25 protein-coding genes are annotated in these 24,820 nt (G+C 70.3%); 15 read left to right on the forward strand and 10 right to left on the reverse strand.

Annotation, left to right across the window (positions count from 1 at the left end; translation table 11 throughout):
• Window positions 1-76 precede the first annotated feature (76 nt).
• Entirely contained in the window at window positions 77-1,786 is a 1,710-nt protein-coding gene (locus tag ACIBK0_RS21630; protein WP_399082125.1) for an ATP-binding cassette domain-containing protein, read from the forward strand.
• A gap of 162 nt (window positions 1,787-1,948) precedes the next feature.
• Here ACIBK0_RS21630 and ACIBK0_RS21635 read toward each other — a convergent pair whose 3' ends face one another.
• Window positions 1,949-3,541, reverse strand: coding sequence for an aminotransferase class V-fold PLP-dependent enzyme (locus ACIBK0_RS21635; protein WP_399082128.1), 1,593 nt, complete (start codon window positions 3,539-3,541; stop codon window positions 1,949-1,951).
• Between the two features lie 222 nt (window positions 3,542-3,763).
• On the opposite strand from ACIBK0_RS21635, the gene ACIBK0_RS21640 reads away from it, so the two are divergent.
• From ACIBK0_RS21640 to ACIBK0_RS21680, 9 genes are all read left to right on the forward strand, one after another.
• Window positions 3,764-3,979, forward strand: a complete 216-nt coding sequence (locus ACIBK0_RS21640; RefSeq protein ID WP_399082131.1) for a DUF4177 domain-containing protein — start codon at window positions 3,764-3,766, stop codon at window positions 3,977-3,979.
• Window positions 3,980-4,175: 196 nt separating this feature from the next.
• A complete protein-coding gene (locus tag ACIBK0_RS21645) occupies window positions 4,176-4,979 on the forward strand; it encodes a VOC family protein (protein ID WP_399082134.1) in 804 nt (267 codons plus the stop codon).
• A gap of 339 nt (window positions 4,980-5,318) precedes the next feature.
• Window positions 5,319-5,771: a cyclic nucleotide-binding domain-containing protein gene (locus ACIBK0_RS21650; RefSeq protein WP_399082137.1), complete on the forward strand. Its 453-nt coding sequence runs from the start codon at window positions 5,319-5,321 to the stop codon at window positions 5,769-5,771.
• Window positions 5,772-5,826: 55 nt separating this feature from the next.
• Window positions 5,827-6,633 (forward strand): N-formylglutamate amidohydrolase, encoded by an 807-nt coding sequence (locus tag ACIBK0_RS21655; protein WP_399082140.1) that lies wholly within the window; start codon window positions 5,827-5,829, stop codon window positions 6,631-6,633.
• Window positions 6,634-6,770: 137 nt separating this feature from the next.
• Window positions 6,771-7,595 (forward strand): amidohydrolase family protein, encoded by an 825-nt coding sequence (locus ACIBK0_RS21660; RefSeq protein WP_399082143.1) that lies wholly within the window; start codon window positions 6,771-6,773, stop codon window positions 7,593-7,595.
• Between the two features lie 73 nt (window positions 7,596-7,668).
• Window positions 7,669-8,919: a DUF4032 domain-containing protein gene (locus tag ACIBK0_RS21665; RefSeq protein ID WP_399082146.1), complete on the forward strand. Its 1,251-nt coding sequence runs from the start codon at window positions 7,669-7,671 to the stop codon at window positions 8,917-8,919.
• A gap of 122 nt (window positions 8,920-9,041) precedes the next feature.
• A complete protein-coding gene (locus tag ACIBK0_RS21670; protein WP_399082149.1) occupies window positions 9,042-10,718 on the forward strand; it encodes an FAD-dependent oxidoreductase in 1,677 nt (558 codons plus the stop codon).
• The gene (locus ACIBK0_RS21675; RefSeq protein WP_399082152.1) at window positions 10,715-12,157 is read left to right on the forward strand and encodes an ATP-binding protein; all 1,443 of its coding nucleotides are present in this window, start codon (window positions 10,715-10,717) and stop codon (window positions 12,155-12,157) included. The genes ACIBK0_RS21670 and ACIBK0_RS21675 overlap by 4 nt, the downstream gene beginning before the upstream one ends.
• Window positions 12,154-12,504: a UBP-type zinc finger domain-containing protein gene (locus ACIBK0_RS21680; protein ID WP_399082155.1), complete on the forward strand. Its 351-nt coding sequence runs from the start codon at window positions 12,154-12,156 to the stop codon at window positions 12,502-12,504. Before ACIBK0_RS21675 ends, ACIBK0_RS21680 begins: the two co-directional genes overlap by 4 nt.
• Window positions 12,505-12,561: 57 nt before the next feature.
• On the opposite strand, the gene ACIBK0_RS21685 is transcribed toward ACIBK0_RS21680, so the two are convergent.
• Both ACIBK0_RS21685 and ACIBK0_RS21690 read right to left on the reverse strand, forming a co-directional pair.
• Entirely contained in the window at window positions 12,562-13,053 is a 492-nt protein-coding gene (locus ACIBK0_RS21685; protein ID WP_399082158.1) for a VOC family protein, read from the reverse strand.
• Window positions 13,054-13,116: 63 nt separating this feature from the next.
• Complete coding sequence (locus tag ACIBK0_RS21690) at window positions 13,117-13,260, reverse strand: hypothetical protein (RefSeq protein ID WP_399082162.1); 144 nt, start codon at window positions 13,258-13,260, stop codon at window positions 13,117-13,119.
• Between the two features lie 319 nt (window positions 13,261-13,579).
• Between ACIBK0_RS21690 and ACIBK0_RS21695 the strand changes: the two genes are divergently transcribed.
• The 3 genes from ACIBK0_RS21695 to ACIBK0_RS21705 all read left to right on the forward strand — a co-directional run bounded on the left by ACIBK0_RS21695 (window position 13,580) and on the right by ACIBK0_RS21705 (window position 14,539).
• Entirely contained in the window at window positions 13,580-13,795 is a 216-nt protein-coding gene (locus tag ACIBK0_RS21695) for a hypothetical protein (RefSeq protein WP_399082165.1), read from the forward strand.
• 121 nt (window positions 13,796-13,916) lie between these two features.
• A complete protein-coding gene (locus ACIBK0_RS21700) occupies window positions 13,917-14,147 on the forward strand; it encodes a hypothetical protein (RefSeq protein ID WP_399082168.1) in 231 nt (76 codons plus the stop codon).
• Between the two features lie 101 nt (window positions 14,148-14,248).
• Window positions 14,249-14,539 carry a hypothetical protein gene (locus ACIBK0_RS21705; RefSeq protein WP_399082171.1) on the forward strand — a complete coding sequence of 97 codons (291 nt, stop codon included), beginning with the start codon at window positions 14,249-14,251 and terminating at the stop codon, window positions 14,537-14,539.
• Here the strand turns inward: ACIBK0_RS21705 and ACIBK0_RS21710 are convergent.
• Complete coding sequence (locus tag ACIBK0_RS21710; RefSeq protein ID WP_399082174.1) at window positions 14,526-14,993, reverse strand: hypothetical protein; 468 nt, start codon at window positions 14,991-14,993, stop codon at window positions 14,526-14,528. The two genes, ACIBK0_RS21705 and ACIBK0_RS21710, sit on opposite strands and share 14 nt — an antisense overlap.
• Before the next feature lie 158 nt (window positions 14,994-15,151).
• On the reverse strand, window positions 15,152-16,591 hold the full coding sequence (locus tag ACIBK0_RS21715) for a serine hydrolase domain-containing protein (protein ID WP_399082177.1): 1,440 nt from the start codon (window positions 16,589-16,591) through the stop codon (window positions 15,152-15,154).
• 246 nt (window positions 16,592-16,837) lie between these two features.
• Between ACIBK0_RS21715 and ACIBK0_RS21720 the strand changes: the two genes are divergently transcribed.
• Window positions 16,838-18,049 carry a 4-hydroxybenzoate 3-monooxygenase gene (locus ACIBK0_RS21720; protein WP_399082180.1) on the forward strand — a complete coding sequence of 404 codons (1,212 nt, stop codon included), beginning with the start codon at window positions 16,838-16,840 and terminating at the stop codon, window positions 18,047-18,049.
• Between the two features lie 163 nt (window positions 18,050-18,212).
• Window positions 18,213-19,805: a serine/threonine protein kinase gene (locus ACIBK0_RS21725; protein ID WP_399082183.1), complete on the forward strand. Its 1,593-nt coding sequence runs from the start codon at window positions 18,213-18,215 to the stop codon at window positions 19,803-19,805.
• On the opposite strand, the gene ACIBK0_RS21730 is transcribed toward ACIBK0_RS21725, so the two are convergent.
• From ACIBK0_RS21730 to ACIBK0_RS21750, 5 genes are all read right to left on the reverse strand, one after another.
• Window positions 19,787-20,125 carry an amidohydrolase family protein gene (locus ACIBK0_RS21730; protein ID WP_399082187.1) on the reverse strand — a complete coding sequence of 113 codons (339 nt, stop codon included), beginning with the start codon at window positions 20,123-20,125 and terminating at the stop codon, window positions 19,787-19,789. The two genes, ACIBK0_RS21725 and ACIBK0_RS21730, sit on opposite strands and share 19 nt — an antisense overlap.
• A gap of 109 nt (window positions 20,126-20,234) precedes the next feature.
• On the reverse strand, window positions 20,235-21,188 hold the full coding sequence (gene tgmB, locus ACIBK0_RS21735; RefSeq protein ID WP_399082190.1) for an ATP-grasp ribosomal peptide maturase: 954 nt from the start codon (window positions 21,186-21,188) through the stop codon (window positions 20,235-20,237).
• A gap of 15 nt (window positions 21,189-21,203) precedes the next feature.
• A complete protein-coding gene (gene tgmA / locus ACIBK0_RS21740; RefSeq protein ID WP_369251632.1) occupies window positions 21,204-21,395 on the reverse strand; it encodes a putative ATP-grasp-modified RiPP in 192 nt (63 codons plus the stop codon).
• Between the two features lie 195 nt (window positions 21,396-21,590).
• Window positions 21,591-22,961 carry an MFS transporter gene (locus ACIBK0_RS21745; RefSeq protein WP_399082193.1) on the reverse strand — a complete coding sequence of 457 codons (1,371 nt, stop codon included), beginning with the start codon at window positions 22,959-22,961 and terminating at the stop codon, window positions 21,591-21,593.
• On the reverse strand, window positions 22,958-24,067 hold the full coding sequence (locus tag ACIBK0_RS21750) for a PLP-dependent cysteine synthase family protein (RefSeq protein ID WP_399082196.1): 1,110 nt from the start codon (window positions 24,065-24,067) through the stop codon (window positions 22,958-22,960). The genes ACIBK0_RS21745 and ACIBK0_RS21750 overlap by 4 nt, the downstream gene beginning before the upstream one ends.
• Window positions 24,068-24,820 lie beyond the last annotated feature (753 nt).

Here is a 24,820-nt window from a genome sequence, read left to right on the forward strand (position 1 = left end):
AGCCTCCCGGACGCCGTTCATTGCGTTCCCCACACGCAATGGGTCATGCGGACGATCCCCCTGGCATGCTGCCCTCATGCCGACTCCGATGCGCCCGAGCCCGTCCGCTGCCGCACACGGCTCCCTCGCCCCGGTCGACGGCCTGTGCGTACGGGCGCGTCGGGTGAGCCAGCAGGTGCGTGGGGCGGGGCGGGTGCTGCGCGACGTGTCGTTCGACGTCGCCCCGGGGCGGCTCACTGTGATCGCGGGGAGCAGCGGGGCGGGCAAGACGATTCTGTTGCAGACGCTTGCGGGGCTGCGCGCGCCTTCCGAGGGTGAGGTGCTGCACGACGGAGTTCAACCTGGGCTGCCCGGGCCGGAGTTCGGGTTCGTGCCGCAGGAGGACATCATCCACCGTGAGCTTCCGCTGCGCCGGACGCTGGTGTACGCGGCGGGCCTGCGCATGCCTCCGGGCACTGCGGCCGAGACCGTCACCGTGCGTGTGGACCGGGTCCTGGACATCCTCGGCCTGTCCCGTCGGGCCGCGACTCCCGTGCACGCGCTGAGCGGCGGTGAGCGCAAACGGGCCTCCATAGCGGTCGAGTTGCTCACCCGGCCGCGCGTGCTGTTCCTCGACGAGCCGACCTCCGGGCTCGACCCGGTCACCGGGGCAGCCCTGCTGGGGACCCTGCGCGCGCTGGCCGAGGACGGTACGACCGTCGTGCTCACCACCCATGTCCTCGCGGATCTGCTCCGCTGCGACCAGGTCGTGTTCCTCGCCCCCGGCGGTGAGGTCGCGTTCGTGGGTGAACCGGACGCCCTGTGCGGGGCGTTCGGGGCCGACTCGGTCGAGGAGGTGTACCAGGCGGTGTCCGAGGACGTACGCGTCCCGCAGGCCGCCGTTGAGGAGGTATGCCCGGCGGAGCCCTCGCCAACTCCCCGGTCGAGGCCGCGTGTCGGGGCCGTACGCCAGTGGGCGCTGCTGACCCGTCGGGGTGCGGCGCTGCTGCTGCACAACCGGCTCTCGGTCGCGGTCCTGGCCGGTTCGCCGGTGATGATCGTGGCGATGTTCGCGGTGCTGTTCCGCGCCAACGCGTTCGACCGTGCGGCGCCGGACCCCGGATCGACCGCGATGATCATGTTCTGGATCGCGTTCGGCGCGTTCTTCTTCGGGCTGACGTACGGGCTGCTGCAGATCTGTGCCGAGCTTCCCGTGTTGCGTCGCGAATGGCTGGCGGGGCTGCGGATCGGGCCGTACGTCGCCTCGAAACTGACCACCATGCTCCCGGTGCTCGCGGTCGCGGACGCGCTGTTGCTGGTCGTTCTGCGGGCTCTGGACCGGCTGCCCTCGGCGGGGTGGGGTGCCTACGGCTCGCTGTTCGTGTCGAGCGTGCTGGCCTCTGCGGCCGCACTGACGCTGGGGCTGCTGGCGTCGGCGGCCGTGTCCGAGCCCGGCCAGGCGACGCTCATGCTGCCGCTGCTCTGCTTCCCGCAGGTGTTGTTCTCGGGGGCCTTCGTACCGGTGCCCCGGATGACGGGCGCGGGACAGGCCATCAGCTGGGCGATGACCAACCGCTGGGCGTTCGAGGCGCTGGGCGGCGGGGTCGGCCTGGAGGCGCTGTGGCGCGGGGGTGGCTCGCCGCTGGGTCCGCCGCTGCTGGACTCGTACGGGGACTCGTTCGGTCATCCGGCGAGTCGTGGCTGGGTGATCCTGGCGGCCTTCGCGCTGGTCTTCATGGCGGTCACATGGGTGGTCCTGGTGCGCAAGTGCCGGGAGGCGGCGGTGCGGAGCCGGGACGGGCGGTGAGTGCTCGCCCGGGAGCCGCGGGGCCACGTCTGGGAAGCATCCTGCCGAAGCGTCGTGGCAGTCCTCGCCGAAAAGGCCCCTACCGCTGTGGCCGCAGGCCTTGAAAGTCCCCGCCGAAGGGTCTGCGAAGTCTCCGCCATTGGACGCCTCTTGGATCCTGCCTCAGCAGCCCACTCGCGCGGCCAGCCCCGCCACCTCTGGCACCCGGTCCCGATAGGTCTGCGCCACGAACGTCAGGAACGTCTCGATGTCCCTGGCTTGCGACGACAGGCCCAGCGAGACGCGCACGGCGCCCGCCGACGGAAGCCGGAGCAGCTCCAAGTAGTCCTCCAGGGAGCCGAGTTGCCTGCGCGCGGCCGAGCGCAGTCGGCTCAGCGGCAGGGCGAACGCCGCTTCCCCGGCGCCTGGGTTGCAGAAGCAGCCGGTGCGCAGGGAGATGCCGCGGGCGGCGCTGTCGCGCGTGACGATCCGCTCGTCGACGATCCGGCCGTCCGCTCCGAGCAGGTTCAGCGCGACCGTGCCGCCGCGGGCCGCCCCGCCGCCGCCCTCGGGGCCGTACACCCGGGCCATCGGGGTGCCGTCGCTGTGCCGCAATGTCCGCAGGCCCGCCAGCAGTTGGCCGGTCAGACCGGTGACATGGGCGTGCACGCGGTCCATGCCGATGCGGTCGATCCACTCCAGCCCGGCGGTCACGTCCGGTATGGACAGGAAGTTCACCGTGCCGTCCTCGAAGGCCGCCTCGTCCTCGGCGAGGACGTGCCACTGGGCCTGGGCACTGACCGCGTAGATCGTGCCGCCCGAGAACCAGGGACGGCGCAGCTTCGCAAGTGCCTCCCGACGGGCGATCAGGCTGCCGACGCCGGTGGGGTGGCCGAAGACCTTGTACCAGCTGACCACGGTGAAGTCCGGGTGAAACCGGTCCAGGTCCAGGGTGTTGGTCGGTACGAAGGCGGCGGCATCCAGCAGTACGTCGTAGCCGTGCTCCTGGGCCTCGGCGATCCACTCCAACGGGTGCTGGACACCGGTGAAGTTGCTCTGCGCCGGGTACGCCAGGAGTCCGCGCGAGCGCGCGTCGGCATCATGACCTTGTCCATGCGAGCGAGCGCCGTCCACACGCGCACGCAGCAGTGCGCGCATGCGTGGGCCATTCACACGCCCTTCTATCGCTCCGCGCGAGCGTAGGCCGTCGCGCCGCCGCAGCAGGCCGGGCCCCTTGTCGCGCCCCGACAGTGCGGCCCGCAGTCGCCGCTCGTCGATCTGCAGGCCTGGCCCGTCCACCGGCACGTACGCCGTCGCGGCTCCCCGGGCCCGCGCGTACTCGCGCAGCCCGTTCACCGAGTTGTGGTTGTCCAGCGACATCACCAGTCTGCTGCCGCGCGCGAACGGATAGGCCTCGCCGACCAGGCGCAGGGCGCCCGTCGCGTTGGGGGTGAAGATCACGGCGTACTCGGCGGGGTCGGCGTTGAAGTGCCGCAGGACCGCACGGCGGGCCTCGGCGAGCAGGCGTCCCGAGGCGCTGGAGGCCGGGCTCTCGGAGTGCGGGTTGCCGAATAATCCGCCGGTGATCCGCTCGGCGCTCCCCGTGACGAGCGAGCGCGGGGGCAGCCCGGAACCCGTGTGGTCGAGGTAGGTGTGCCCGCCCTCGTCGAGGTAGCCGAACTCGCGCGCCCGCAACTCGGCGAAGCCGCCCGCCCCGCCCGTGCCGGAGGTGTCTCCGGCATCGCCTATGTGGCCCGTGGTCTGTGTCTTTCCCATAGTTCCCCCTCCGCCCGGCCGGTCCCGTCCGGTACTCGGCGGACCGGCTTCCGATCGGCCCTCATCATCCGCCCGCGCGGGCGGAGTGACACGGCTTCCCAACAATCGCTGAAGCCTCAACAAGGCCCTGTCTCAGGCGGGCCCCTCCCCTGTGCCGCGCCGCCGATGAGTGATTGGGTGGGCGCGGCCACGCCAATCGAACCGCAGGAGAGCGTCACAGCCATGAGCAGCCCCTTCATGTACGAGTACAAGGTCGTCACCTTCCGGGAGTCGCTGATCGGCGACGCGCTGGACAGCGACAAGCTGGAGAAGGTCCTGAACAAGCACGCCGAGGACGGGTGGGCCCTGAAGGCGATCACCTCTGCCGACGTCAAGGGCCGCATAGGCCCCGGCGCCGTCGAGGGGCTGCTCCTGACCCTGGAGCGGCCGCGCCGATAGCCCGCGTGTGGTGCGCGGTGCCCCGAGTCGAGGGATGCTGTAGCTGATGGGACAGCGGATCCGCAGGTGCTACTGATGCCGTCGGAGGCCTCCCGGTCCGGGAGGCCCCTGACGGCTGGGTTGGTCCCGGAGGCCTGCCGAAGGCCTCGCACCCGCCCGCGAACGTTGTCGGCCAGTGATGTCAGGACGGTACGGCATGAAGAGCGACGGAACGCTTCGCAGTGAGGTCGTCACCAGTCACTCGGTGTTCGGCGCACCGTGCTGGGTCAGTCTGTCCACACGCGACCTGAAGGTCGCGGAGGCGTTCTACCACGCCGTGCTGGGCTGGACCTGGCACTCGGGCCGCAAGATGGGCGACCAGTATCGGATCGCGCGCGTGAACGGAGTCCCCGTCGCGGGCGTCTCCGAGGTGGACTTCGTCGCGAAGATGGCCGTCGCGTGGACCCCGTACTTCGCCGTGGCCAGCGCGGACGAGACAGTGTCCCGCAGCCAGGAACGCGGCGGTACGACCGCGGTGGGGCCGATCTCGCTCCCGCCCGGGCGGGTGGCGCTGCTGGCCGACCGGGACGGAGCGGTCTTCGGTATCTGGGAGGGCGAACTCGTGGCCGGCTGGGAAACGTGGCGGCGCGCCGCACCGGCCTTCATCCGACTGCACACGCGCGACGCCTTCGACGCCGCGTTGTTCTACGGAGAGGTCCTGGGCTGGGCGACCTCGGAGTCGGGATGCTGCGCAGTCGACTACGAGGAGAACGAGGTCGTGCTACGCAGCCGGGGAGACGTCGTGGCGCGGATCCACTCGGGCGCGCTGGAGGCGGCGCCCGACCCCACCATCAGGCCGCACTGGCAGATTCACTTCGCGGTCCCCGACGTGGACGCCTGCGCCCGGGCCGCGCGGGCGAACGGCGGGACGGCTCACCAACAGGGGGTCGGCTCGACCGAGGCGGTGCTCAGTGACCCCGACGGAGCGCGCTTCACCGTGACCTCCAAGATCGGCGCTTAGGTCGGACCCCGGCCACCAGCGCGTCCCCCCGTGCCATGCACCCGTAGCGGACGTCGTGGCCCCGGCCGGTGCGACACCAGCGGCCCGCCTCGCGCAGTGCCCCGCACATGGGCCGAGAGCCTGGTGGTCGACCGGCGCCGTGGTCCAGGCGGGAGTGCGCCCGAAGGGGCGGGGACGCGGTGCCGACGTGGCCGGTGCACCCGCCGCCGGATGAAGTCGGCTCGCCCACGACGCGACGGAAACCGCGGATCGGGCTCCAATAGAGGGTGACGGGATACAACCGGTACGACAGGCGCCGCCGAACCCCGCGGTCCCCGCGCGGCGCGATGGAGGTCCGCGATGCCCACTGCTCTCCGGCTCCTGCCCGCCCTCTCCCCCGACCACCGCGAACACCTGATGAGCGTGGCCCGCGAGGTCTCGTTCCCCGCGGACGGAAGGATCTTCGAGGCAGGAGGGGTCGCGGACCGTTTCTGGGTGATTCGCTCCGGGACCGTCTCGCTCTACCAGCAGGTCATCGCGAACAGACGAATCTCCGTCGCGACCCTGGGACCCGGTGATCTGCTCGGCTGGTCATGGTTGTTCCGGCCCCACACCTGGGACTTCGGCGCCGAGGCCTTCAGCCCCGTACGCGCCTATGAGTTCGACGCCGCTCAGGTGCGGACTCTCTTCGACGCGGATCCGACGCTCGAGCTGTCCATGACCCGGACAATCGGCGCCATCCTGGCCCATCGGCTCGAAACGACACGCGCGGCGCTGATCGAGCACTACGCGCGCCACGGCGGTGGCGGGTGACGACAGGTCCCCTCGGCTTGCGCACGCGCAAGCCGGGCTGGGATAGGAATCTCGTATGGACGACACCCTGGATGCCCTGGATTCCTTCGAACTCCTGCCCGGCGCGGCCCACTCGCCCGTGATCCTGCATGTCCCGCACTCCTCGCGGCGGATGCCCGCGCCGGTGCGCGAGGGCATCCTTCTCGACGACGCGGCGCTGGAGTGCGAGTTGGACCACATCACGGACGCGCACACCGCGGAGCTCGCCGCGGCCGTGGCCGAGGAGGCCGGGGTCACGCCGTGGCGGTTCGTCAACCGGCTGTCACGGCTGGTGGTCGACCCCGAGCGGTTCCCCGACGAACGCGAGGAGATGCTGGCCGTGGGGATGGGCGCGGTCTACACACGGACCACGCACCGGGCACGCCTCCGGCCCGCGGAGGCCGACCCGCATCCGCTGATCGACCGTTACTTCCACCCGTACGCACGGGCGATGACGGCGGCGGTCACCGACCGGCTGGCCGCGACCGGGCGGGCCGTGATCGTCGACGTCCACTCCTATCCGACGGCTCGGCTGCCCTACGAGCTGCACGGCGACGGGCCGCGGCCGCCGATCTGCGTGGGGACCGACTCCTTTCACACGCCGCCCGAGCTGGTCGCCCTCGCGGAGAAGGCGTTCGCGGGCGTGGGGGCTGTGGGGATCGACAGCCCGTTCTCCGGGGCGTACGTCCCGCTGCGGTACTACGAGAGGGAGCCGCAGGTGACCGCCCTGATGGTGGAGATCCGCAGGGACACGTACATGACCGAACCGGGCGGTCCGGCGGGCCCGGGGTTCTCGCGCCTCGTCTCGGCGCTGACGGCTCTGGTCGATGCCGTGGACAGCTAGCCGGGCAACACGGACACCCCTAGTCCCCCAGCAGGCAACGTTCGCCCCGTCGCGACGCCCGGCAAACGTTGCCTGCCCGGGGCACTAGGATCCGGATAAGCAAACGCTTAGCCATGGGTTCAGGGAGGCACGGGATCATGCCGGTCGTCGACGCGTGGATGCAGCACCCCACTCTCCGCCACTCCAACCACGAGATGTTCGAGTCGCTGCGCCGCTGGACGGGCATGGAACTGCTGGCGGAACCCCTGCCGGTCAAGGCCACGGTGGCCGCGCTGGCTGCCGCCGACGTGGAGATCGGCCTTTCCGCGGCCTGGTACGCGCCGCAGGGGCCGCTCATCAGCAACGACGAGGTCGCCGAGTTCGTCGAACGGTCCGACGGGCGACTGCGCGGCGTCGCCGGCGTCGATCTGAGCAAGCCGGTCGCGGCCGTGCGGGAGCTGCGGCGGGCCGTCGACGAGCTGGGCTTCGTGGCGCTGAGGATCGTGCCGTGGCTGTGGCAGCTGCCGCCCACCGACCGGCTCTACTACCCGCTGTACGCCGCTTGCGTCGAACTCGGTGTCCCCTTCTGCACCCAGGTCGGGCACACCGGACCGCTGCGCCCCTCCGAGACCGGCCGGCCCATCCCGTACATCGACCAGGTCGCGCTCGACTTCCCCGAACTGACCATCGTCTGTGGGCACATCGGCTACCCGTGGACCACCGAGATGATCGCCGTGGCCGACAAGCACGCGAACGTCTTCATCGACACCAGCGCCTACACCGCGCGCCGCTACCCGCCCGAGCTGGTGGAGTACCTGCGCGGCAGGGGCCGGCGGAAGGTTCTCTTCGGCACCAACTACCCCATGGTCACGCCGACTCGGGCGCTGGAACACCTCGCCGACCTGCGCCTGGACGAGGAGAGCACCGAGTTGTTCCTGTCGGGCAACGCCCGCCGCGTCTTCCACCTCGGGGATCATTCGTAGATGCTTGAGCCGGATGTCGGTCGACCCCGAGGTCCGGACAGCGCTTCGACCCCGAGGTGAGGGCAGCCCAGCCATGGCTTTGCAGATCAGCGCCACCAATCCGGAGCACCCCGCGCTCCTGCTCGAACTGCCCTGGCAGCTGCCCTTGGAGGAGTGGCCCGAGCACCACCTGGTGCCGCTGCCGCGCGGCATCTCTCGGCATGTGGTGCGCTACGCGCGCGCCGGGGACGAGGTGGTGGCCGTCAAGGAGCTCGCCGAGCGGCCCGCCGTGCGCGAGTACGAGCTGCTGCGCAGCCTGGACCGGCTCGGCATCCCCGCGGTCGATCCGCTCGCCGTGGTGACGGGGCGCACCGACGCAAAGGGCGCGCCGCTGGAGCCCGTGCTGATCACCCGGCACCTGGGCGGCTCGATGCCGTACCGCTCGATGTTCGAGACGACGATGCGGCCGGCCACCATGCACCGGCTGATGGACGCGCTGGCCGTGCTGCTGGTGCGGCTGCATCTGGCGGGGTTCGCGTGGGGCGACTGCTCACTGTCCAACACGCTGTTCCGGCGTGACGCCGGGGCGTACGCGGCGTACCTGGTGGACGCCGAGACCGGGGATCTCCACCCCCAACTCAGCAACGGACAGCGCGAGTACGACCTCGATCTCGCCCGGGTCAACATCAGCGGCGAGCTGCTGGACCTGGAGGCGGCCGGAGCCCTGCACCCCTCGGTGGACCCGATCGAGTTCGGCATGGAGATCTGCGCGCGCTACCGGGGGCTTTGGGAGGAGCTGACCCGTACTTCGGTGTATCCGGCGGGCAAGTACCACTACATCGACCGCCGCATACGCCGCCTGAACGACCTCGGTTTCGACGTCGCCGAGATGCAGATAGCGCACTCCCCCAACGGCGACACGGTCACCTTCGTGCCCAAGGTCGTCGACGCGGGCCACCATCAGCGCCAGTTGCTGCGGCTGACGGGGCTCGACACCGAGGAGAACCAGGCGCGTCGGCTCCTGAACGACCTGGAGAGCTGGATGGCCACCCAGGACGACTACGCGCCCGGCGACCCCCTCGCCGCCCGCCCCGAGGTATTGGCCCACCGCTGGGTGCGGGACGTGTTCCGGCCGACCGTCCGCGCCGTGCCGCCCGACCTGCGCGGCTCCATGGACCCGGCCGAGCTGTACCACGAGCTCCTCGAACACCGTTGGTTCCTGTCCGAGCACGCACAGCACGACATCGGCCTGGACACGGCTGTCGAGGACTACGTCGCGAACATCCTTCCCAAGGTCCGCGACGCCCTGCCGCCACGGGCGGACGCCCCCACGCCGACCGCGTGAGTGCCCGGTTCCTGAGCAAAGGTGGCCGATCGTACATACGATTGATGCCTGTACCGGTCGAACGACTCGCCACGGCGTCCGCGCGGCCGGGACGACACTGACCTGCTCGGGGTGGGAGACACATGGCACAGGCCGCCAATCCGGCGCGGACCGTCATTCTGACCGTCGATGACGATCCCGGGGTGTCGCGCGCCGTGGCCCGCGACCTGAGGCGCCGCTACGGCGAGGCGCACCGGATCGTGCGTGCCGAGTCCGGGGACGCCGCGATGGACGCGCTGCGGGAGCTCAAGCTGCGCGGGGACCAGGTGGCGGTGATCCTCGCCGACTACCGGATGCCTCAGATGAACGGCATCGAGTTCCTGGAGCAGGCGCTCGACGTGTATCCGGGCGCACGGCGCGTACTGCTCACCGCCTACGCGGACACGAACGCGGCGATCGACGCCATCAATGTGATCGATCTGGATCACTACCTGCTCAAGCCGTGGGATCCGCCGGAGGAGAAGCTCTATCCGGTCGTGGACGATCTGCTGGACGCGTGGCGGGCCAGCGACTACCGGCCCGTGGCGACCTGCAAGGTGGTAGGGCACCGGTGGTCGGCGCGCACGTCGGGCGTACGGGAGTTCCTGGCCCGGAACCAGGTGCCCTACCGCTGGTACTCGTCCGACACCCCGGAGGGTCAGCGGCTGCTGTCGGCCGCCGGGCAGGACGGGGAGCGGCTGCCGCTCGTGATCACACCGGACGGTACGCCGCTGGTGGAGCCCGAGGATCCGGATCTGGCGGCCCATGTGGGGCTGGCCACGACGCCGACGGAGGAGTTCTACGACCTCGTCGTCATCGGCGGCGGTCCGGCGGGGCTCGGCGCGGCTGTGTACGGCGCCTCCGAAGGGCTGCGGACCGTGCTCGTGGAGCGGTCGGCGACCGGTGGGCAGGCGGGACAGAGCTCGCGGATCGAGAACTACCTCGGCTTCCCCGACGGCGTGTCCGGGGCGCAGCTCACCGACCGTGCACGACGGCAGGCCTCGAAGTTCGGCGCCGAGATCCTCACCACGCGTGAGGTGACCGGGCTCGAGGTCACCGGGGCATCGCGCACCATCCGCTTCTCCGACGGCTCCGCGATCGCCGCGCACTCGGTGATCCTGGCGACCGGCGTGTCCTACCGTCAGCTGGCGGCTCCGGGGCTGGACGATCTGATCGGGTGCGGGGTCTTCTACGGTTCCGCACTGACCGAGGCGGCCGCCTGCCAGGGCCACGACGTGTACATCGTGGGCGGGGCGAACTCGGCCGGGCAGGCCGCCATGTACCTGGCGCGGGGCGCGAAGTCGGTGACCATCCTCGTACGCGGCTCCTCGCTGTCCGCGTCGATGTCGCACTACCTGATCCGGCAGATCGAGGATGCGCCCAACATCACGGTGCGCACCGGCACGGTCGTCGAGGCCGCGCACGGCTCGGACCATCTGGAGCAGCTCACCCTGCGCGATGTGGTGAGCGGGCACACCGAACTCGTCGACGCGCAGTGGATGTTCGTGTTCATCGGCGCGGCGCCGCTCACCGACTGGCTGGAGGGAACCGTGCTCAGGGACGCGCGCGGATTCATCATGGCCGGCCCGGACATGACGCCCGACGGGCAGCCGCCCGTGGGCTGGGAGCTGGACCGGCCGCCGTACCACCTGGAGACCAACGTGCCCGGCGTATTCGTGGCCGGGGACGCGCGCGCCGAGTCCGCGAAACGGGTCGCGTCCGCGGTCGGAGAGGGAGCCATGGCCGTCATGCTCGTCCACCGTTATCTGGAGCAGTCATGAGCGGTCAGCCGCAGCTGTGCAGCCCTGCGGAGCTCAGCACACTGTTCCTGTTCGAGAAGCTCGACGCCGACCAGCTCGGCCGCCTCTGCCAGGAAGGCCGGGTGGAACTGTTCGAGCCAGGCTACGTGTACCAGGAGGGCGAGCCTGCCACCTGCTTCTTCGTGCTCCTCGAAGGCACGATCGTGATGTCACGCCGAGTCGGCGCCGACGACGTGGAGATCAGCCGCACCTCCCAGCGCGGGGTGTACGCGGGGGCCATGCAGGCCTATCTGGCCCAACCGGACCAGGCCAGCTACAAGGGCTCCGCACGGGTCACCGAACCCTCACGCTTCTTCGTCCTGCCCGCCGAGACGTTCTCCGCGATCCTGCGGGACTGGTTCCCCATGGCCGTCCACCTGCTGGAGGGGCTGTTCTTCGGCAGCCAGAACACCCAGCGGGCGATCGGCCAGCGCGAGCGGCTGCTGGCGCTCGGCTCGCTGTCGGCCGGGCTGACCCATGAGCTCAACAACCCGGCCGCGGCGGCGGTCCGGGCCACGTCCGCGCTGCGTGAGCGGGTCGCCAAGATGCGGCAGAAACTCGGCGCGATCGCGCACGGCCCGTACCAGCGCGACACGCTCGAAACGCTCGTCGAGATCCAGGAGCGCACCGCCGAACAAGTCGCCAAGGCGACGCCGCTCAGCCCGCTCGAAGCCTCCGACCGGGAGGACGCCCTCGCCGACTGGCTCGACGACCACGACATCGCGGGCGGCTGGCAGCTGGCACCGACGTTCGTACAGGCGGGGCTCGACACGGACTGGCTGGACCAGGTCGCGGCGGCCGTGGACGAGGAGACGCTCCAGGGCGCGGTCCACTGGCTGAACTACACCGTGGAGACCGAGCTCCTCATGAACGAGATCGAGGACTCCACATCCCGTATCTCGCACCTCGTGGACGCGGCCAAGCAGTACTCACAGCTCGACCGCGCGCCCTACCAGGTCGCCGACGTGCACGAACTGCTGGACAGCACACTGATGATGCTCTCGGGGAAGATGGGCTCGGGCATCAAGGTCGTCAAGGAGTACGACCGTGCGCTGCCGCGGATCCCCGCCTATCCGGGCGAGTTGAACCAGGTGTGGACCAATCTCATCGACAACGCCGTCTCGGCGATGGACGGCGAGGGCACACTGACGGTGCGCACCGGCCTCGACAGGGACCAGTTGCTCGTCGAGTTCCGTGACACAGGACCCGGGGTGCCCGCGGAGATCCGCGACCGCATCTTCGACCCGTTCTTCACCACCAAGCCGGTGGGTGAGGGCACCGGGCTCGGTCTGGACATCTCCTGGCGGATCGTCGCCAACAAGCACCACGGAAGCATCCATGTGGAGTCCGTGCCCGGCAACACCCGCTTCCAGGTACGACTTCCCCTGACCGCCACGGACACCTCCGAGGAGCCGTCATGACCACGCCCACCGGAATCGATCCCGCCGTTCCGCCCAGCGGCACCGGCTGCACCGAGTGCGACGCCGTCGGCGGATGGTGGTTCCATCTGAGGCGCTGCGCCCAGTGCGGTCACATCGGATGTTGCGACGACTCTCCCGCGAAGCACGCCACCGCGCACGCGCAGAGCACGGGGCATCCGATCATCCGCAGCTTCGAGCCCGGCGAGAACTGGTTCTGGAACTACGAGACCTCCGAGGTGTACGAGTCGGGGCCCGACCTCGCTCCCCCGGTCAGCCACCCGGCCGACCAGCCCACACCCGGCCCCGCCGGCCGGGTCCCCGCGAACTGGGCCGAGACACTGCGCTGACGGCAACTACACGTCCGAGCGGTGCTGGGCACGCTCCGTGCACCAAGAGCGGAGCTCTCAGCGCACCGACCTGCCGTACATCTCGCCGAGCGGTTCGGCGAGCAGTTCGACGCGGGCACCGTCGGGGTCCCGGAAGTACATCGACGTGCCGCCCTCCTGCACGTACTCGACTCCGGCGGCGTCCAGCCGCTTGCGCAGCCGCTGCCAGGTGATGGGGTCGACCGAGATGGCCAGGTGGTGCAGTCCGCCGAGTACCTCCGCGTACGGGCCGAGGTCGAGGCCGGGGAAGTCGAAGAAGGCCAGGAGGTTGCCATTGCCGAGGTCGAAGAAGAAGTGGGTGGAGCCCTTGTAGTCGCGGTTCTCGATCATCTCGGTGAGAGGGAACCCCAGGACCTCCTGGTAGAACCGCACGGTCCGCTCCACGTCCGAGGAGAGCAGCGCGACATGATGCACCCCGCGGGCGGAACTCGCGGGCCTCTCCTCGGTCAGATACGCGTCCCGGATCCGCTGATGCTCCGCCTCGATCGCTGCCAGGTCCACCGCATCCATCAGGAGCTCCTCAGGTAGGGAGTAGCCACTCTTGGTGCCAAGTTCAACCACTTTGAAGTCACTCTAGACCTCCCCCGATCCCGGGTCCGGCCGGTTGACGCGTCGCGCCCGCACTCGGATGCCGTACGCGATCTCCGTGACGGCGAGCACGGTGGGCCGGAGTCCGGCGGCCGGCGTCGGCGCGGCGCCGGAGCGGAAGGGCGACACGATCAGCACGATTCCGCCGAGGCAGGTGGGATGCCGAGCACGGCCCGCCGGCCGCGGGTCGGCAGGTTCCCGCGGAGAGCCCTCTGCCGCAGGTCGGCTGGTTTTCCGCAGAGAGCCCCGCCGCCGAGCCCAGGCCAGGATGTGTACGCCCGGAGCAAGCATGACTACCCCCACGGCTGCCGCGGCCCGGCATAGCGCCCGCCCACGCCCCCGACGAAGGGCGAGGATACCCGGGCACGTGACCTCCTCGCTGGACTCGTCCGGAGCGGTTTGCGGCCGTCCGGATGCGGAGCGCGGCGCTCAGGACGATGCTGGATACATGTCCGGACGGGCTCCTTTGGTAGTGCATCCCACTTTCGGCACCGGCGGCCGCGAGGTGACCGCGCGGGGCGAGAACCTCGGCGTGGCGTTCTCGGACGAGGATCTGATCGAGTTCCTCGGCCGGGCGGGCCTGCCCGACGCGGAAGACCTCCTGGACGATCCCGCGTGGGTGAAGTGGCGTGGGGGCCAGGCACACTTCTACGGGGCCACGTAGTAGGCGGACTTCGCCCGGAAACGGCATCGGTCCGCCGCTCGCAGAGCCCGGTGGCGATGGATTGCGCCCCCGGTCAGGGTGGTGCCATTGATTGCGCCTCCGGTCGGGGCGGTGACCGGCGATGACGTATGCCCCTCGTGGTGCCGGCTTCGCGGCCTCCCAGGGCACCCCGGCATCACTGCGGACGCGCCTGGAGCGGGTTTGGCCGCAGGTGCAGCAGACTCTCGTGGAACTGGCACCCCAGCCCCCTCGCCGACTCGCCACCGGAGACGACCCCTCCGGAAAGGTTCACGTCCCCGAGCTCACGATCGGCGCGATCCGGCTCCTCGTGGGCCGGATCGTGCACGGGTGAGTCGGTTCCGCCATTGCTCCGAACGGGGGGCGCGCTCACCCGACCCGGTGGGCGGCGGCAAGGATGCGTATCACCGGCGGGCACGCGAACGTTGCTCCGACATGGACAGTACTCACACAGCACTGCGCCGCGTTCCGACCCGCGCACGCGTTGGCAGCCCGTATGCCGAACTGACCAACGACTACCTGAGCAATGCGCCGATCTACGCTCAGCTTGTTGCGGAGTGGCGGGCCGAGGGCCGCGTGATTCCTGAGCGTCGCGATGTGCGCGCGGTGCTCTGGGCCACCTTCGCCGCACCGGCTCCGCAGACGGAGGCGGAGGAAGCCGAACCCGTGCCCGCGGTTCCCGTGCCCCGCGGTCTCCCCTGCTGGGTGAGGGTCACTCCTCGCTGACGGGCGCCAGAATGGCGAGCGTACCGTTGGCCTGACGCAGCGCCAGCTCCAGAGGGAGGGCCGGATGCAGGGCACCGGTCCCGTCCGGCGGGATGATCCACTCCAGAGGTCCCGCGGACCGGTACGGCGGCGGTACCGCGATCCAGGAGCCCTTGCCGAGGTGGCGGAGTCCGGACCCCACCCAGCGGCTGGCGGGGTCGGGCGGCAGGAAGAAGCCGACGCGACGGGCCGCGGAGTCCACCAGCGTGGGCCCCGGCACCTGAAGCGGGTTGGACCACAGTATGTCCAGGGCGAGCAGCCCCAGTTGTTCGGGAACGCTCAGCACGTCCCAGAAGCGCCCGGCCTCCAGGAGCGCGCCGCCACTGCCCTGGTCCCACTCCCGTTTGCACGCCCGCGGGTCCTTGGCCGCTGCGGCGAGCCACTCCACACTTTGCATCCACATCGCGTTCGTCATGGCCCACCCCGGGGATATTTCACTCCGCTCGGCACGCGCGGAGAAAGGCGCAGCCAGCGGGGACTGCGACTGTCCATCAGCCCCGCGGCATATGAATGTTGGTAGATATTTCTACGTGGCGGAAGGGGTGGCGCGGTCTGGCGTTTCCCGTCGGCCGGCTACGGCAGGTGCGACGGTGCGTGAAGTTTCTGCAGTGAGCCGCCGTGCAGCGGGGTGGTGTGCCACCGCGCCGTGAATGTGCGGTCCCGGAGCGAGCAGGTCACCGTCATCCGGTGCGGGGTCTCCAGGAACAGCACGTCGACGCGAAGGGTCTCCGGGTCGGTCCATCCCCCGCTCACGGCTGTGGGGATCGCGCCGGAGTCGACGGTCCAGTCGGCGGTACCCAGCATCAACTCGATGCGCCCGTCGCCCTCGGCCAGCGACACGCGCCAGCCCTTGTTCGCCGCCGCGACCGCGACTCCCGTCAACGTCCGCTGGTCCGTGCAGGCACCGCCCGCCGGGACGAACTCGGCGCCCGCCCAGGCATCGCTGCGCGCGGGAGGGTCGGGATGCGCCTCGACCGGCGGCAGGGCGAGTCGCGCGAGACGGCTCCGCAGCGTGTCGTCCTTCTCGCCCGGAAGCGGTGCGGTGCCGAACGCGGGCAGCAGGTGGCGCCACGCCAGGTTCAGCAGGTCCTGCGTCCGGTCGGTCGCCGCGGTCGTCGCGATCACCACGTCGTACTCGGGCAGGACGAGACAGAACTGTCCGTACGCTCCGTCGCCGCGGTACCCGTGCCGGGACCTCCAGAACTGGAATCCGTACCCCTGCTGCCAGTCCGACAGCGCTCCTTCGACCGTGCCGTCCGCGGTGGAGATGTGCGCGCGGGTGGCCTCCGTGATCCACGATGACGGGAGCAGCCGCCGCCCCTCCCAGACACCGTCCCGCAGGTACAGCTGGCCGAGCCGGGCGATCGCGTCGGTCGCGGCGTACAGGCCGCTGAAGCCGAGGTCGCGGCCGGGCGGGCCCTGCCGCCAGGCGGTCTCCCCGATGCCCAGGGGATCGAACAGCCGGGGCCGCAGATACGCCGTCAACGACTGGCCGGTCACACGCTGGACGATCGCGGCGAGCGTGTACGTGGCGGACTGGTTGTAGGCGAACACGGTGCCGGGGTCGCGGTCCGGCGGTATCAGCAGGAAGCCGCGCACGGTCTCCTTCCGGTCGAGCCGGAACGCCTGGTCGTAGGTCTCGGCGAGGTGACCGCTCGCCATCGACGCGATATGCCGTACGAGCATGGCACGGCTGCGCGGGTCGGTGATGTCGGCATCGAACTCGGGGAAGTAGGAGATCACGGGGTCGTCGAGGCGCAACAGTCCTTCCGCGGCGGCGAATCCCGCGGCCGTGGACGTGAAGCTCTTGCTCAGCGAGTAGACCAGTTGACGGCGCTCGGGTGTGTACGGCGCCCACCAGCCGGTGGCCACGACGTGACCGTGGCGCAGGATCATCAGGCTGTGCGGTTCGATGTCCGGGGCGGCCTCGACGGCATCGAGGAACGCGTGAATGCCGGACGCGTCGACGCCCTGCTCGCCGGGCGTGCTGACAGGCAGGGGACGAGCACTCATACGGGTGGCCTCCGGGCGGCTCGGGACAGTGACTGTGGCGCGGCAGACGGAAACCGTGTGCATGCGTACGCCATCTTTCCCGTCAGGGCGCTTGTGTGTCCATGCGTTGCGCGCGGGCTTGGAGTGGTTGTGCACGTGGCGCGGGAACGGGCATGCGCCGTCCGCCGAGCCGTGCCTCGGGCCCCGCTGGGGCGCCACCACGTGCGCGGATGTCCGGTGTTGACAGCTCACCGTCATAATGATCGAGTGATTTCCCCCTCCCTCACATCCGTACAGCGCGTTCCCGTCGCCATCGTCGGCGCGGGACCGGCCGGTCTCACCCTCGGCAACATCCTGCGCGCCGCGTCCGTCGACTGCGTGGTCCTGGAGAACGAGAGCCGGGAGTTCATCGAACAGCGGCCCCGGGCGGGCTTCATCGAGGAGTGGGCGGTGCGCGCCCTGCGGCAACGGGGGCTGGCCGACCGGCTCGTGGAGCGGGCCCAGCCGCACAGCGAGTGCGAGTTCCGGATGGACGGCGAACGTCACCGGTTCCGGTACGCCGAGCTGACCGGGGACCGCCATTTCGTCTATCCGCAGCCGCTGTTGGTGACCGACCTGGTGCGCGAGTACGCCGACGTGCGCGGTGGCGACATCCGGTTCGGCGTACGGGATGTAGCCCTGCACGACATCGACGGCGACCGGCCCTCGGTGCTGTACACGGACTCGGCCACGGGTGTGCGCCGGCGCCTCGAGTGCGAGATTGTCGCGGGCTGCGACGGCGCGCGCGGAGTGACCCGCACCTACGTACCGCCGGAGCGCGGCTCCCTGGCCCGCTACGACTACGGAGTGGGCTGGCTGGCGCTGCTCGCCGAGGCACCGCCGTCGTCCGACTGTGTCGTCTTCGGTGTGAACTCCCGTGGATTCGCTGCTCACATGGCCCGCAGCCCCGAGGTCACCCGCTATTACCTGGAGGTGAGGCCCGGCGACGATCCGGAGAACTGGCCGCACGACAGGGTGTGGTCTGAGCTTCACGCTCGGTTGTCGGTGACGGGTGCCCCACCGCTCACCGAGGGACGGCTGATCGAGAAGCGGGTGCTCGACATGCACAGCTATGTCGTGGAGCCGATGACGTACGGACGGCTGTTCCTGGCGGGCGACTCCGCCCACCTCGTGGCGCCGATCGCGGCGAAGGGCATGAACCTGGCGCTGTACGACGCCCTGCTCCTGGCGGACGCGCTCGTCACCTACTTCGGGACGGGCGACGGCAGCGGGCTGCGTGACTACTCGGCGGCCTGTCTGCGGCGCGTATGGGAGTACCAGGAATTCTCGCAGTGGTTCGCGGAGTTGCTGCACGGGCCGTCGTCGGGCGATCCCTTCCGGGCGGGTTCCGCGGGTGCGCGGCTGCGGCGGCTGCTGGGTTCGCCCGCCGCGGCGGCCACGTTCGCGGACTCCTACATCGGCAAGGACCCCGTGCGGTGAGCCGCCGTCACGCGCCGTCGGCCTGAACTCTTCGCACGCGTGGGCGACCGTCGGGGAGTTGAGGAAAAACAGGTCTTTGGAACCCCTCGCCGTTGAACACTCAATGTCACACCCTCCGTACTTCCGGGAAAGGTGAGAGCCCGGCGCGCAGCGAGGGATGACGATGGTCAAGGTGCAAGACCCCACGGGCGAGTTGGTCGCCGGAAGATACCGACTGCTCGAGGTCGTCCACCGGGAAGAGGGCCGCGTCGGCTGGCACGCTCAGGACGTCGGCTTCGAGCGGCCGGTCGACCTGACCCGGTCGCGGCTCCCGGAGCATCGGCGCGAGGAGGCGGAGCACCGTACCGCCGCGCGGATCCTGCGCGCGTCCGAGCGCCTGGGGCTGGTCTGTCCCGGCCGGGTGGCCACGGTCGTCGACGTGATCGAGGAGCACGACTTCGTCTGGACGGTCACGGAGCGGTCCCCGGGCGTCCCACTGACCGAACTCCTCGGGCGCGGCCCGGTGAACTACATCCGCGCGGCCCGCATCGGGCTCGGCCTCCTCGATGTCCTCGCGGCCGCCCACAACGCGGGGGTGACGCACGGCGATCTGAGCCCCGGTCAGGTGCACGTGCACGAGGGGGGTGCGGTCACGGTGAGCGGTTTCGGGCTCATGGGGTCCACCGTCTCGCCGCGCGTCACCGCGCCGTCGTACGCCTCCCCGGAGCAGGCCCGTGGCGAGGGCACCGGACCGGCGGCGGACCTGTGGGCGCTGGGCGCGATGATGTACGCGATGGTCGAGGGCCGGCCACCCATCCGCGACCGTGGGCGCCTCGACGCCACGCTGCGCGCCGTGGTCCGGCTGCCGATCCGGGCCCCGCTCAGCGCGGGACCGCTCGCACCGGCCATTCAGGGTCTGCTGCGCCGTGATCACTTGGAGCGGGTGCCCGAGCCCGTCGTTCGCGAGGCCCTGACACGCATCCTCAAGGAGGACCTCGACGAAGCGACGGCCACGGCGCCCCTGCCGCTCTACCTGGATCCGGACACCGTCGCCAAGCACGCGGGACGGGCCCGGGGCGGACTGCCGGTCAGTGGGCCGGTCCTGCTCGGCGGGGCGCTGGCCGTCACCGTCATCTGCTTCGCCGTGCTCACCGCGGCGGGCGGCCTGCCCGACGGGGACACGTCCGCATCCGGCGCGGGTCCCGCACGGACGGCCGTGGGCAGCCCCTCCGTCGCCCCCGCCACCCTCCCCGAGCAGACCCCGTCGGCTTCCCCCACGCCCTCCCCCTCCTTGACCGGCGGCGAGAAGGCGCCGTCCGGCTTCTCGCGCTATCAGGCACCCGAGGGCTTCTCCATCGACCTCCCCAAGGGCTGGGAACGCCTTCGGACCACGAGTTCCGCGGACCAGTCCTACCGGGTCACCTTCGGCGCGGGTGGCGACCCGCGCACGCTGGCCGTCACCTACAGCACACGGCTGGGCCCGGATCCCGTCGCCGTCTGGAGCGCGCTGGAGCCCTCCCTGCGCGCCGATTCCACCGGCTACGAGCGGGTGGGCGGCATCCGTGCCGTGGACTATCGCGGCCGCAAGGGTGCCGACATGGAGTGGTACTCCGTGACCGACGGGGTTCGCGAGCGTACCTTCGGCCGGGGCTTCCTGATCGGCGATCACCGGGGCTTCTCACTGCGCTGGACCACCCCGGCGGGCGACTGGGACGCCTCCGCGAACCGGAAGGCGCTGGACGTCTTCCTCCAGTCCTTTCAGCCGAGTTCGAAGTGATCAGGAATACGCTCCGGCCGGCCGGCTTCGGAGTGTTCCCCGATCCCCCCTTGAGCCGGCCTCAGAGTCACCGACACCGTGCGTACGAGGGTGTCGAAGTCCGTGAACCAGTCGCCGTCGAGCACGGTCAGGTCGGCGAGCTTCCCTGGCTCCACAGTGCCCAGGTCACGGTCGACTCCGAACAGACGGGCCGGCAGCACGGTCACACCGGCGCGGGCCCCGGCCGTCGCCGGAGCCGTGCCGGGCGGTGGCGGCCCCGGCGACACCTGCCGCGGCGAGCAGTTGACGGCGAGAGAGGGAAAGGGCGGTACTGCTTCCATGCGTTCCATGACAGAGCACGCTTACGGCCCTCAAAGCCCGTCAGCAACAGCGCCCTTCGCGCCGAACGGGTCCAGCCGCCTGCCGGTCCCGGGACTGTGGTGAGGAGTGTCAGTGCCCCTCGGGGATACGGTGCGCGGGTCTTCGCTGCGACAGCCACTCGGCGACCGCGTCGGCGATGGGCTGCCCGGTCTCCAGTTCGATGAAACCGAACTGGCCGCCCTGGTTGCCCTCCAGGAACCACCAGACGCCGTCCTCGTCCTCGGCGAAGTCGAAGGCGGCGTAAGCGAGTCCGGTGAAGACGAGGTACTCGTGGACCGAGCGGGCGATGCGCCCCGGCACGGCGATGGCCTCCCATGCGTGTCCGGTGTCTCCGAACCGCCCGTCGACCTGTCCGGGCACGGCGGCCTTCCTGGCGGCGAACATGCGCGTGCCGATGCTGGTCAGCCGGATGTCGGCGCGCTTGGGGATGTACTGCTGCAGGAGCGCGGGGCCGGCCGCGACGCCGGAGAAGTCCGCGTCGGGTCCGATGAGCGTGGTCGGCAGGGCCACCGGTGGCTCGCCGGGAGGGGGCCCCGAGGCCGACTTCACCACCACGTCCCGGTACTCCTCGACGAACTCCTGCGCCACGCGCGGAGCGGTCGTGATGATGGTGGGCGGCACCGCGAAGCCGCTGCTGTGGGCGACCCGCAGCTGCCAGGGCTTGTGCCGGGCCTGCTCGGCGCGGCGCGGATGGTTCATCCAGCGGGTCGAGGCGGAGTAGAGCATGCCGAACAGCGCCTGCCGGGTCTCGGCGGTGAGCCAGGGCGAGGGCTCCGCGGCATGGGCGGCCGGCTCGCCCGGCCGGCGCACCCACACGGACCGCAGGCCACCCATGCTGAGCACATGGCCGTTGACCGACAGATAGCCGTCGAAGTCACCGTGGGCGTAGTCGGCGGACAACACCGCTTTGCCCGGCAGGTCGGCGGGGTCGAGGCGCACCATGGGCACGCCCCGCTCGTGCAGTTGAGCCACCACCATGTCGGCGGTGACGTCCTGCTCGGCCGTGAGAATGAGGACCGTCATGCGCGCGGGCGGCCGTCAGTCGTCGAAGTGCGTCTGGGAGCCGGCCGTGGACGTCGTGGTACCGGTGGCCATCAGGAGCGCGCGGTCGCTGACGGCCGGTCGGCCGTCGGGCAGCACGTTCAACTGCAGCGCCACATCGAAGTGGTACGGGGTTACTGCGGCCGACTGCCCCGTGGGCATGGCGTAGTTGAGAGTGAACGGTCGCATGAAAAATCCTCCCCGGTTTCACGATGCTGTACGTCCACCCGTACGTGTCATGGCCGTAAGGAATTCATCACTTTCAGCCACATCGGGGTGAAGGTCATCACATCGCGTCGTTTCAAGCTTGCCTGTTGCCGTATTGCTCGTGTGTCTGCTTTGTCCCGGCCAAAAGCTTCGGCCAAGGCTTCATCCTCAGTGACCTCAACGCCGCACCATCCCGGGAGAGTTCCCGGTGACTTCGACTTGCTCTCCTCGCTGCAGCAAGGAGATTCCTTCCGCGTTGACGGACGCGGGCTCGGCGGTCATGGTTGCGAAACGGTCGGCCCGGTACAGGCGGTGGAGGGACGCGGCACACACCACGCCCAGGACGAGCAGCGCGAGCCACGGCAGTGCGGACAGGCCGGCCGCCCGGGCGGCGTCGAGGGCCGCTCCGGTGAGCAGGTTGCCCAGCGTGATGCCGATGCCGCAGATGGTGTTGTAGAGCCCGTAGTGGGTGGCGACAAGGCGGTTACCGGAGAGGCGGACGATCGTGTCCATCTCGAAGGGGTACGCGATCATCGTGCCCAGCGCGAGGAGCAGTGCCGCCAGCGTCGGCAGGAGGGCGGCGAGCAGCCGGCGCCCGACCTGCGCGTCGGGCACGGGCATGATCGTGCCCGCGAGCAGCGGTACGAAGGCGAGCCCCATGCCCAGCAACCCCCAGGCCAGGGCCTGACCCGGCGCCAGCCGTGCCGTGCACCACTCGGTCACCCGAGTCTGTCCGAAGAGGGTGGCCAGTCCCGAGGCGGCGAAGAGCAGCGCGACGGCCGCCGTTCCGAACTCCCCTTCGCCGCCCAGGCGTCGCACCTCCAGCGGCAGCGCGAGATAGACCTGGAAGGACAGGACGTAGGAGCCGATCATGGTCGTGGCGAAGAGGAGGAACGGGCGGTTGCGCACGACGCCTCGCCACTGCACGAGCACGCTCGTGCGATCACCGGCCTCCGCGTCCCCGGCATGGCCCGCCGTGCGGGCGGGGAGAGCACGGATCTGCACTGCGCTCAGCAACGCGAAGATCGCTGCCGAGACCAGGCAGGTGAACCGGAAGTCGACGCCGGTCAGCAGCATCCCGACCAGTGGGCCGAGCAGAATGCCCGCCTGGTAGAAGACGTTGAAGAGGGCGAAGGCCTCGACGCGGCGCTCGCCCGCATCGGCGGCGAGGTAGGCGCGCACAGCCGGGTTGAACAGAGCCCCCGCGAAGCCGGTGGCCGCCGAGGCCGCGAGCAGCGCCGGGATCGAGTCGACCAGGCCGAGCGCGGCGAAGCCGACCGTACGCAGCAGACATCCGGCGACGATCAGGGGTTTGTAGCCGAAACGGTCGGCGAGAGTACCGCCGACGAGAAACATGCCCTGCTGGCTGAAGTTCCGTACGCCCAGGACGAGTCCGACCAGCCAGCCGGCCAGGCCGAGAGTGCCGGACAGATGCTGGGCGAGATACGGCATCAGCATGTAGAAGCCGAGGTTGATGGTGAACTGGTTCGCCAGGAGCAGTTGGACGCTCCGGTCGTACGAGCGGGCCCGCGCGAGTGTCGTCTTCACTTCCCGCCGCCTTTCGTGCCGACCGTCTCGACCGTCGCGGAGAGCGGGTCGAGGACCGCGGTGCAGCGCGTCCAGCGGGTGACTTCCTTCTCGTCCGGGCGGCCCACGACCTCGGGTTCGGGCGCCGGAGGCACCCCCAACAGCCCGTGCTCGGTACAGAATCGGTCGTCGTAGATGGTCTCCAGATAGCGCTGGGGCCCGTCCGGGAAGATCGCCACGACGCGGGTGTTCCGAGTCGCGGTACGGGCGAGCCAGCCGGCGACCAGCGCGACCGCGCCGACACTCCAGCCGCCGGTGGCGTAGTGCGAGGCGGCCAGCTGCCTGCACGCCCAGACCGATTCGGCCGGGGCCACCCAATGCACCTCTGCGAAGTCCTCGTACGCGACGTTGCGCGGATAGATGCTCGATCCGAGTCCCCGCATGAGTCGAGGCCGGTCGGGCTGGCCGAAGATGGTCGAGCCGATGGTGTCGACGCCCACCAGACGCATCCCCGGACAGAGCCGTCGCAGCACGCGCGAGACGCCCGCGGAGTGGCCTCCCGTACCGACACTGCAGACGAGTACGTCGATGTGACCCAGCTGCGAGGCGAGTTCGAGAGCCAGCGGGGTGTACGCGGCGACGTTGTCGGGGTTGTTGTACTGATCCGGGGACCACGCTCCCCGATGCTCCGCCAGCAGCCCGGCGACCCGGTCACGGCGGGCCTGTTGCCAGCCGCCCGTGGGGTGCGGCCGCGGCACCAAGTCGACGGTGACCCCGTAGGCGACGAGGAGCCTGGTCATCGAAGGTTCGAGGCCCGGGTCCGTGACAAGCGTGACGGGATGCCCGTACACCATTCCGGCCAGGGCGAGGCCGAGGCCCAATGTGCCGCTGGTCGACTCGATGATCGGGCAGCCCGGCCGCAACTCGCCGCGGGTGCGGGCCCGTTCGACCATGTGGAGTCCGGGACGGTCCTTGATGCCACCGGGGTTGAAGCCCTCCAGCTTCGCCCAGAAGCCGCGGTCGGGCGCGGTGAAGGGCCGGGACACGTGCAGGACAGGGGTGTTGCCGACGAGGCTCGGGAGGCTGGAGCCGGCGGGGGTCAAGTCACTCGTGGTGAGGGAATGCATGTGTTTCGCTCTCGATCAGGGTGGACGGACAGCGATCAGTGGGGTGGTGGTGAACGATCGTCGACCATCCCCGCGCCGTGCCGGAGAGCGCGATGCGCAGGAGGGCAGACGCCATGAGCCGGCCGCCGGAGACGGCACCGACCACGGCCTTGAGCCGAGTCGGTGCATCCGATCAGGGGTCGACCGATTCGAGAGGCGCTGACCTAGATACGAAGAACCGCCGAGTCCGCCGCGTGCGCTATCGGGGCCACGGCGTCACGCGCTGCGGCGTGACGGGCCAGCACTGGGCGAAGCGCCTCGTTGTCGTGGCTCGCCGCATGCAGCGGAGACAGGCAGGGCACTCCAGCATCCGGGCTCTGTGGAGGCTGCCCGAGCGCGCAGTCCTCGACGGCGTGCTGGTGCCCGTGCCCGTCCCGGTGCCCGGTCGAATTCCGGCCCGCCGACGGGACCGACGTTGCACTCGCCATGTTCTCGTTCTCGGTGGCGGGCTCACAATGGCCGCCGGTGACCCACACGCCTTCACCCACGGAAAGGTGACTCAGCGTGGACTCAGGGCTGACGGCGTGCCCGTACAGCAGACCGAGAAGGAGCAGGCCCAGCCCCAGGACGCGCCAGAGAGCCGCTGATGAGCGACTCCACTGCATGCCGTAAGGCGACCGAACCGTGATCACGCGGTGATCCTAACTCCGTGTCGGAAGCCTTGGCTTTTCGAATGAAAAGAACACCGAGTGAACCAGCCGCCTGCCGACACCG

Source organism: Streptomyces sp. NPDC050564 (genome assembly GCF_044457265.1).
Classification (GTDB): Bacteria; Actinomycetota; Actinomycetes; order Streptomycetales; family Streptomycetaceae; genus Streptomyces.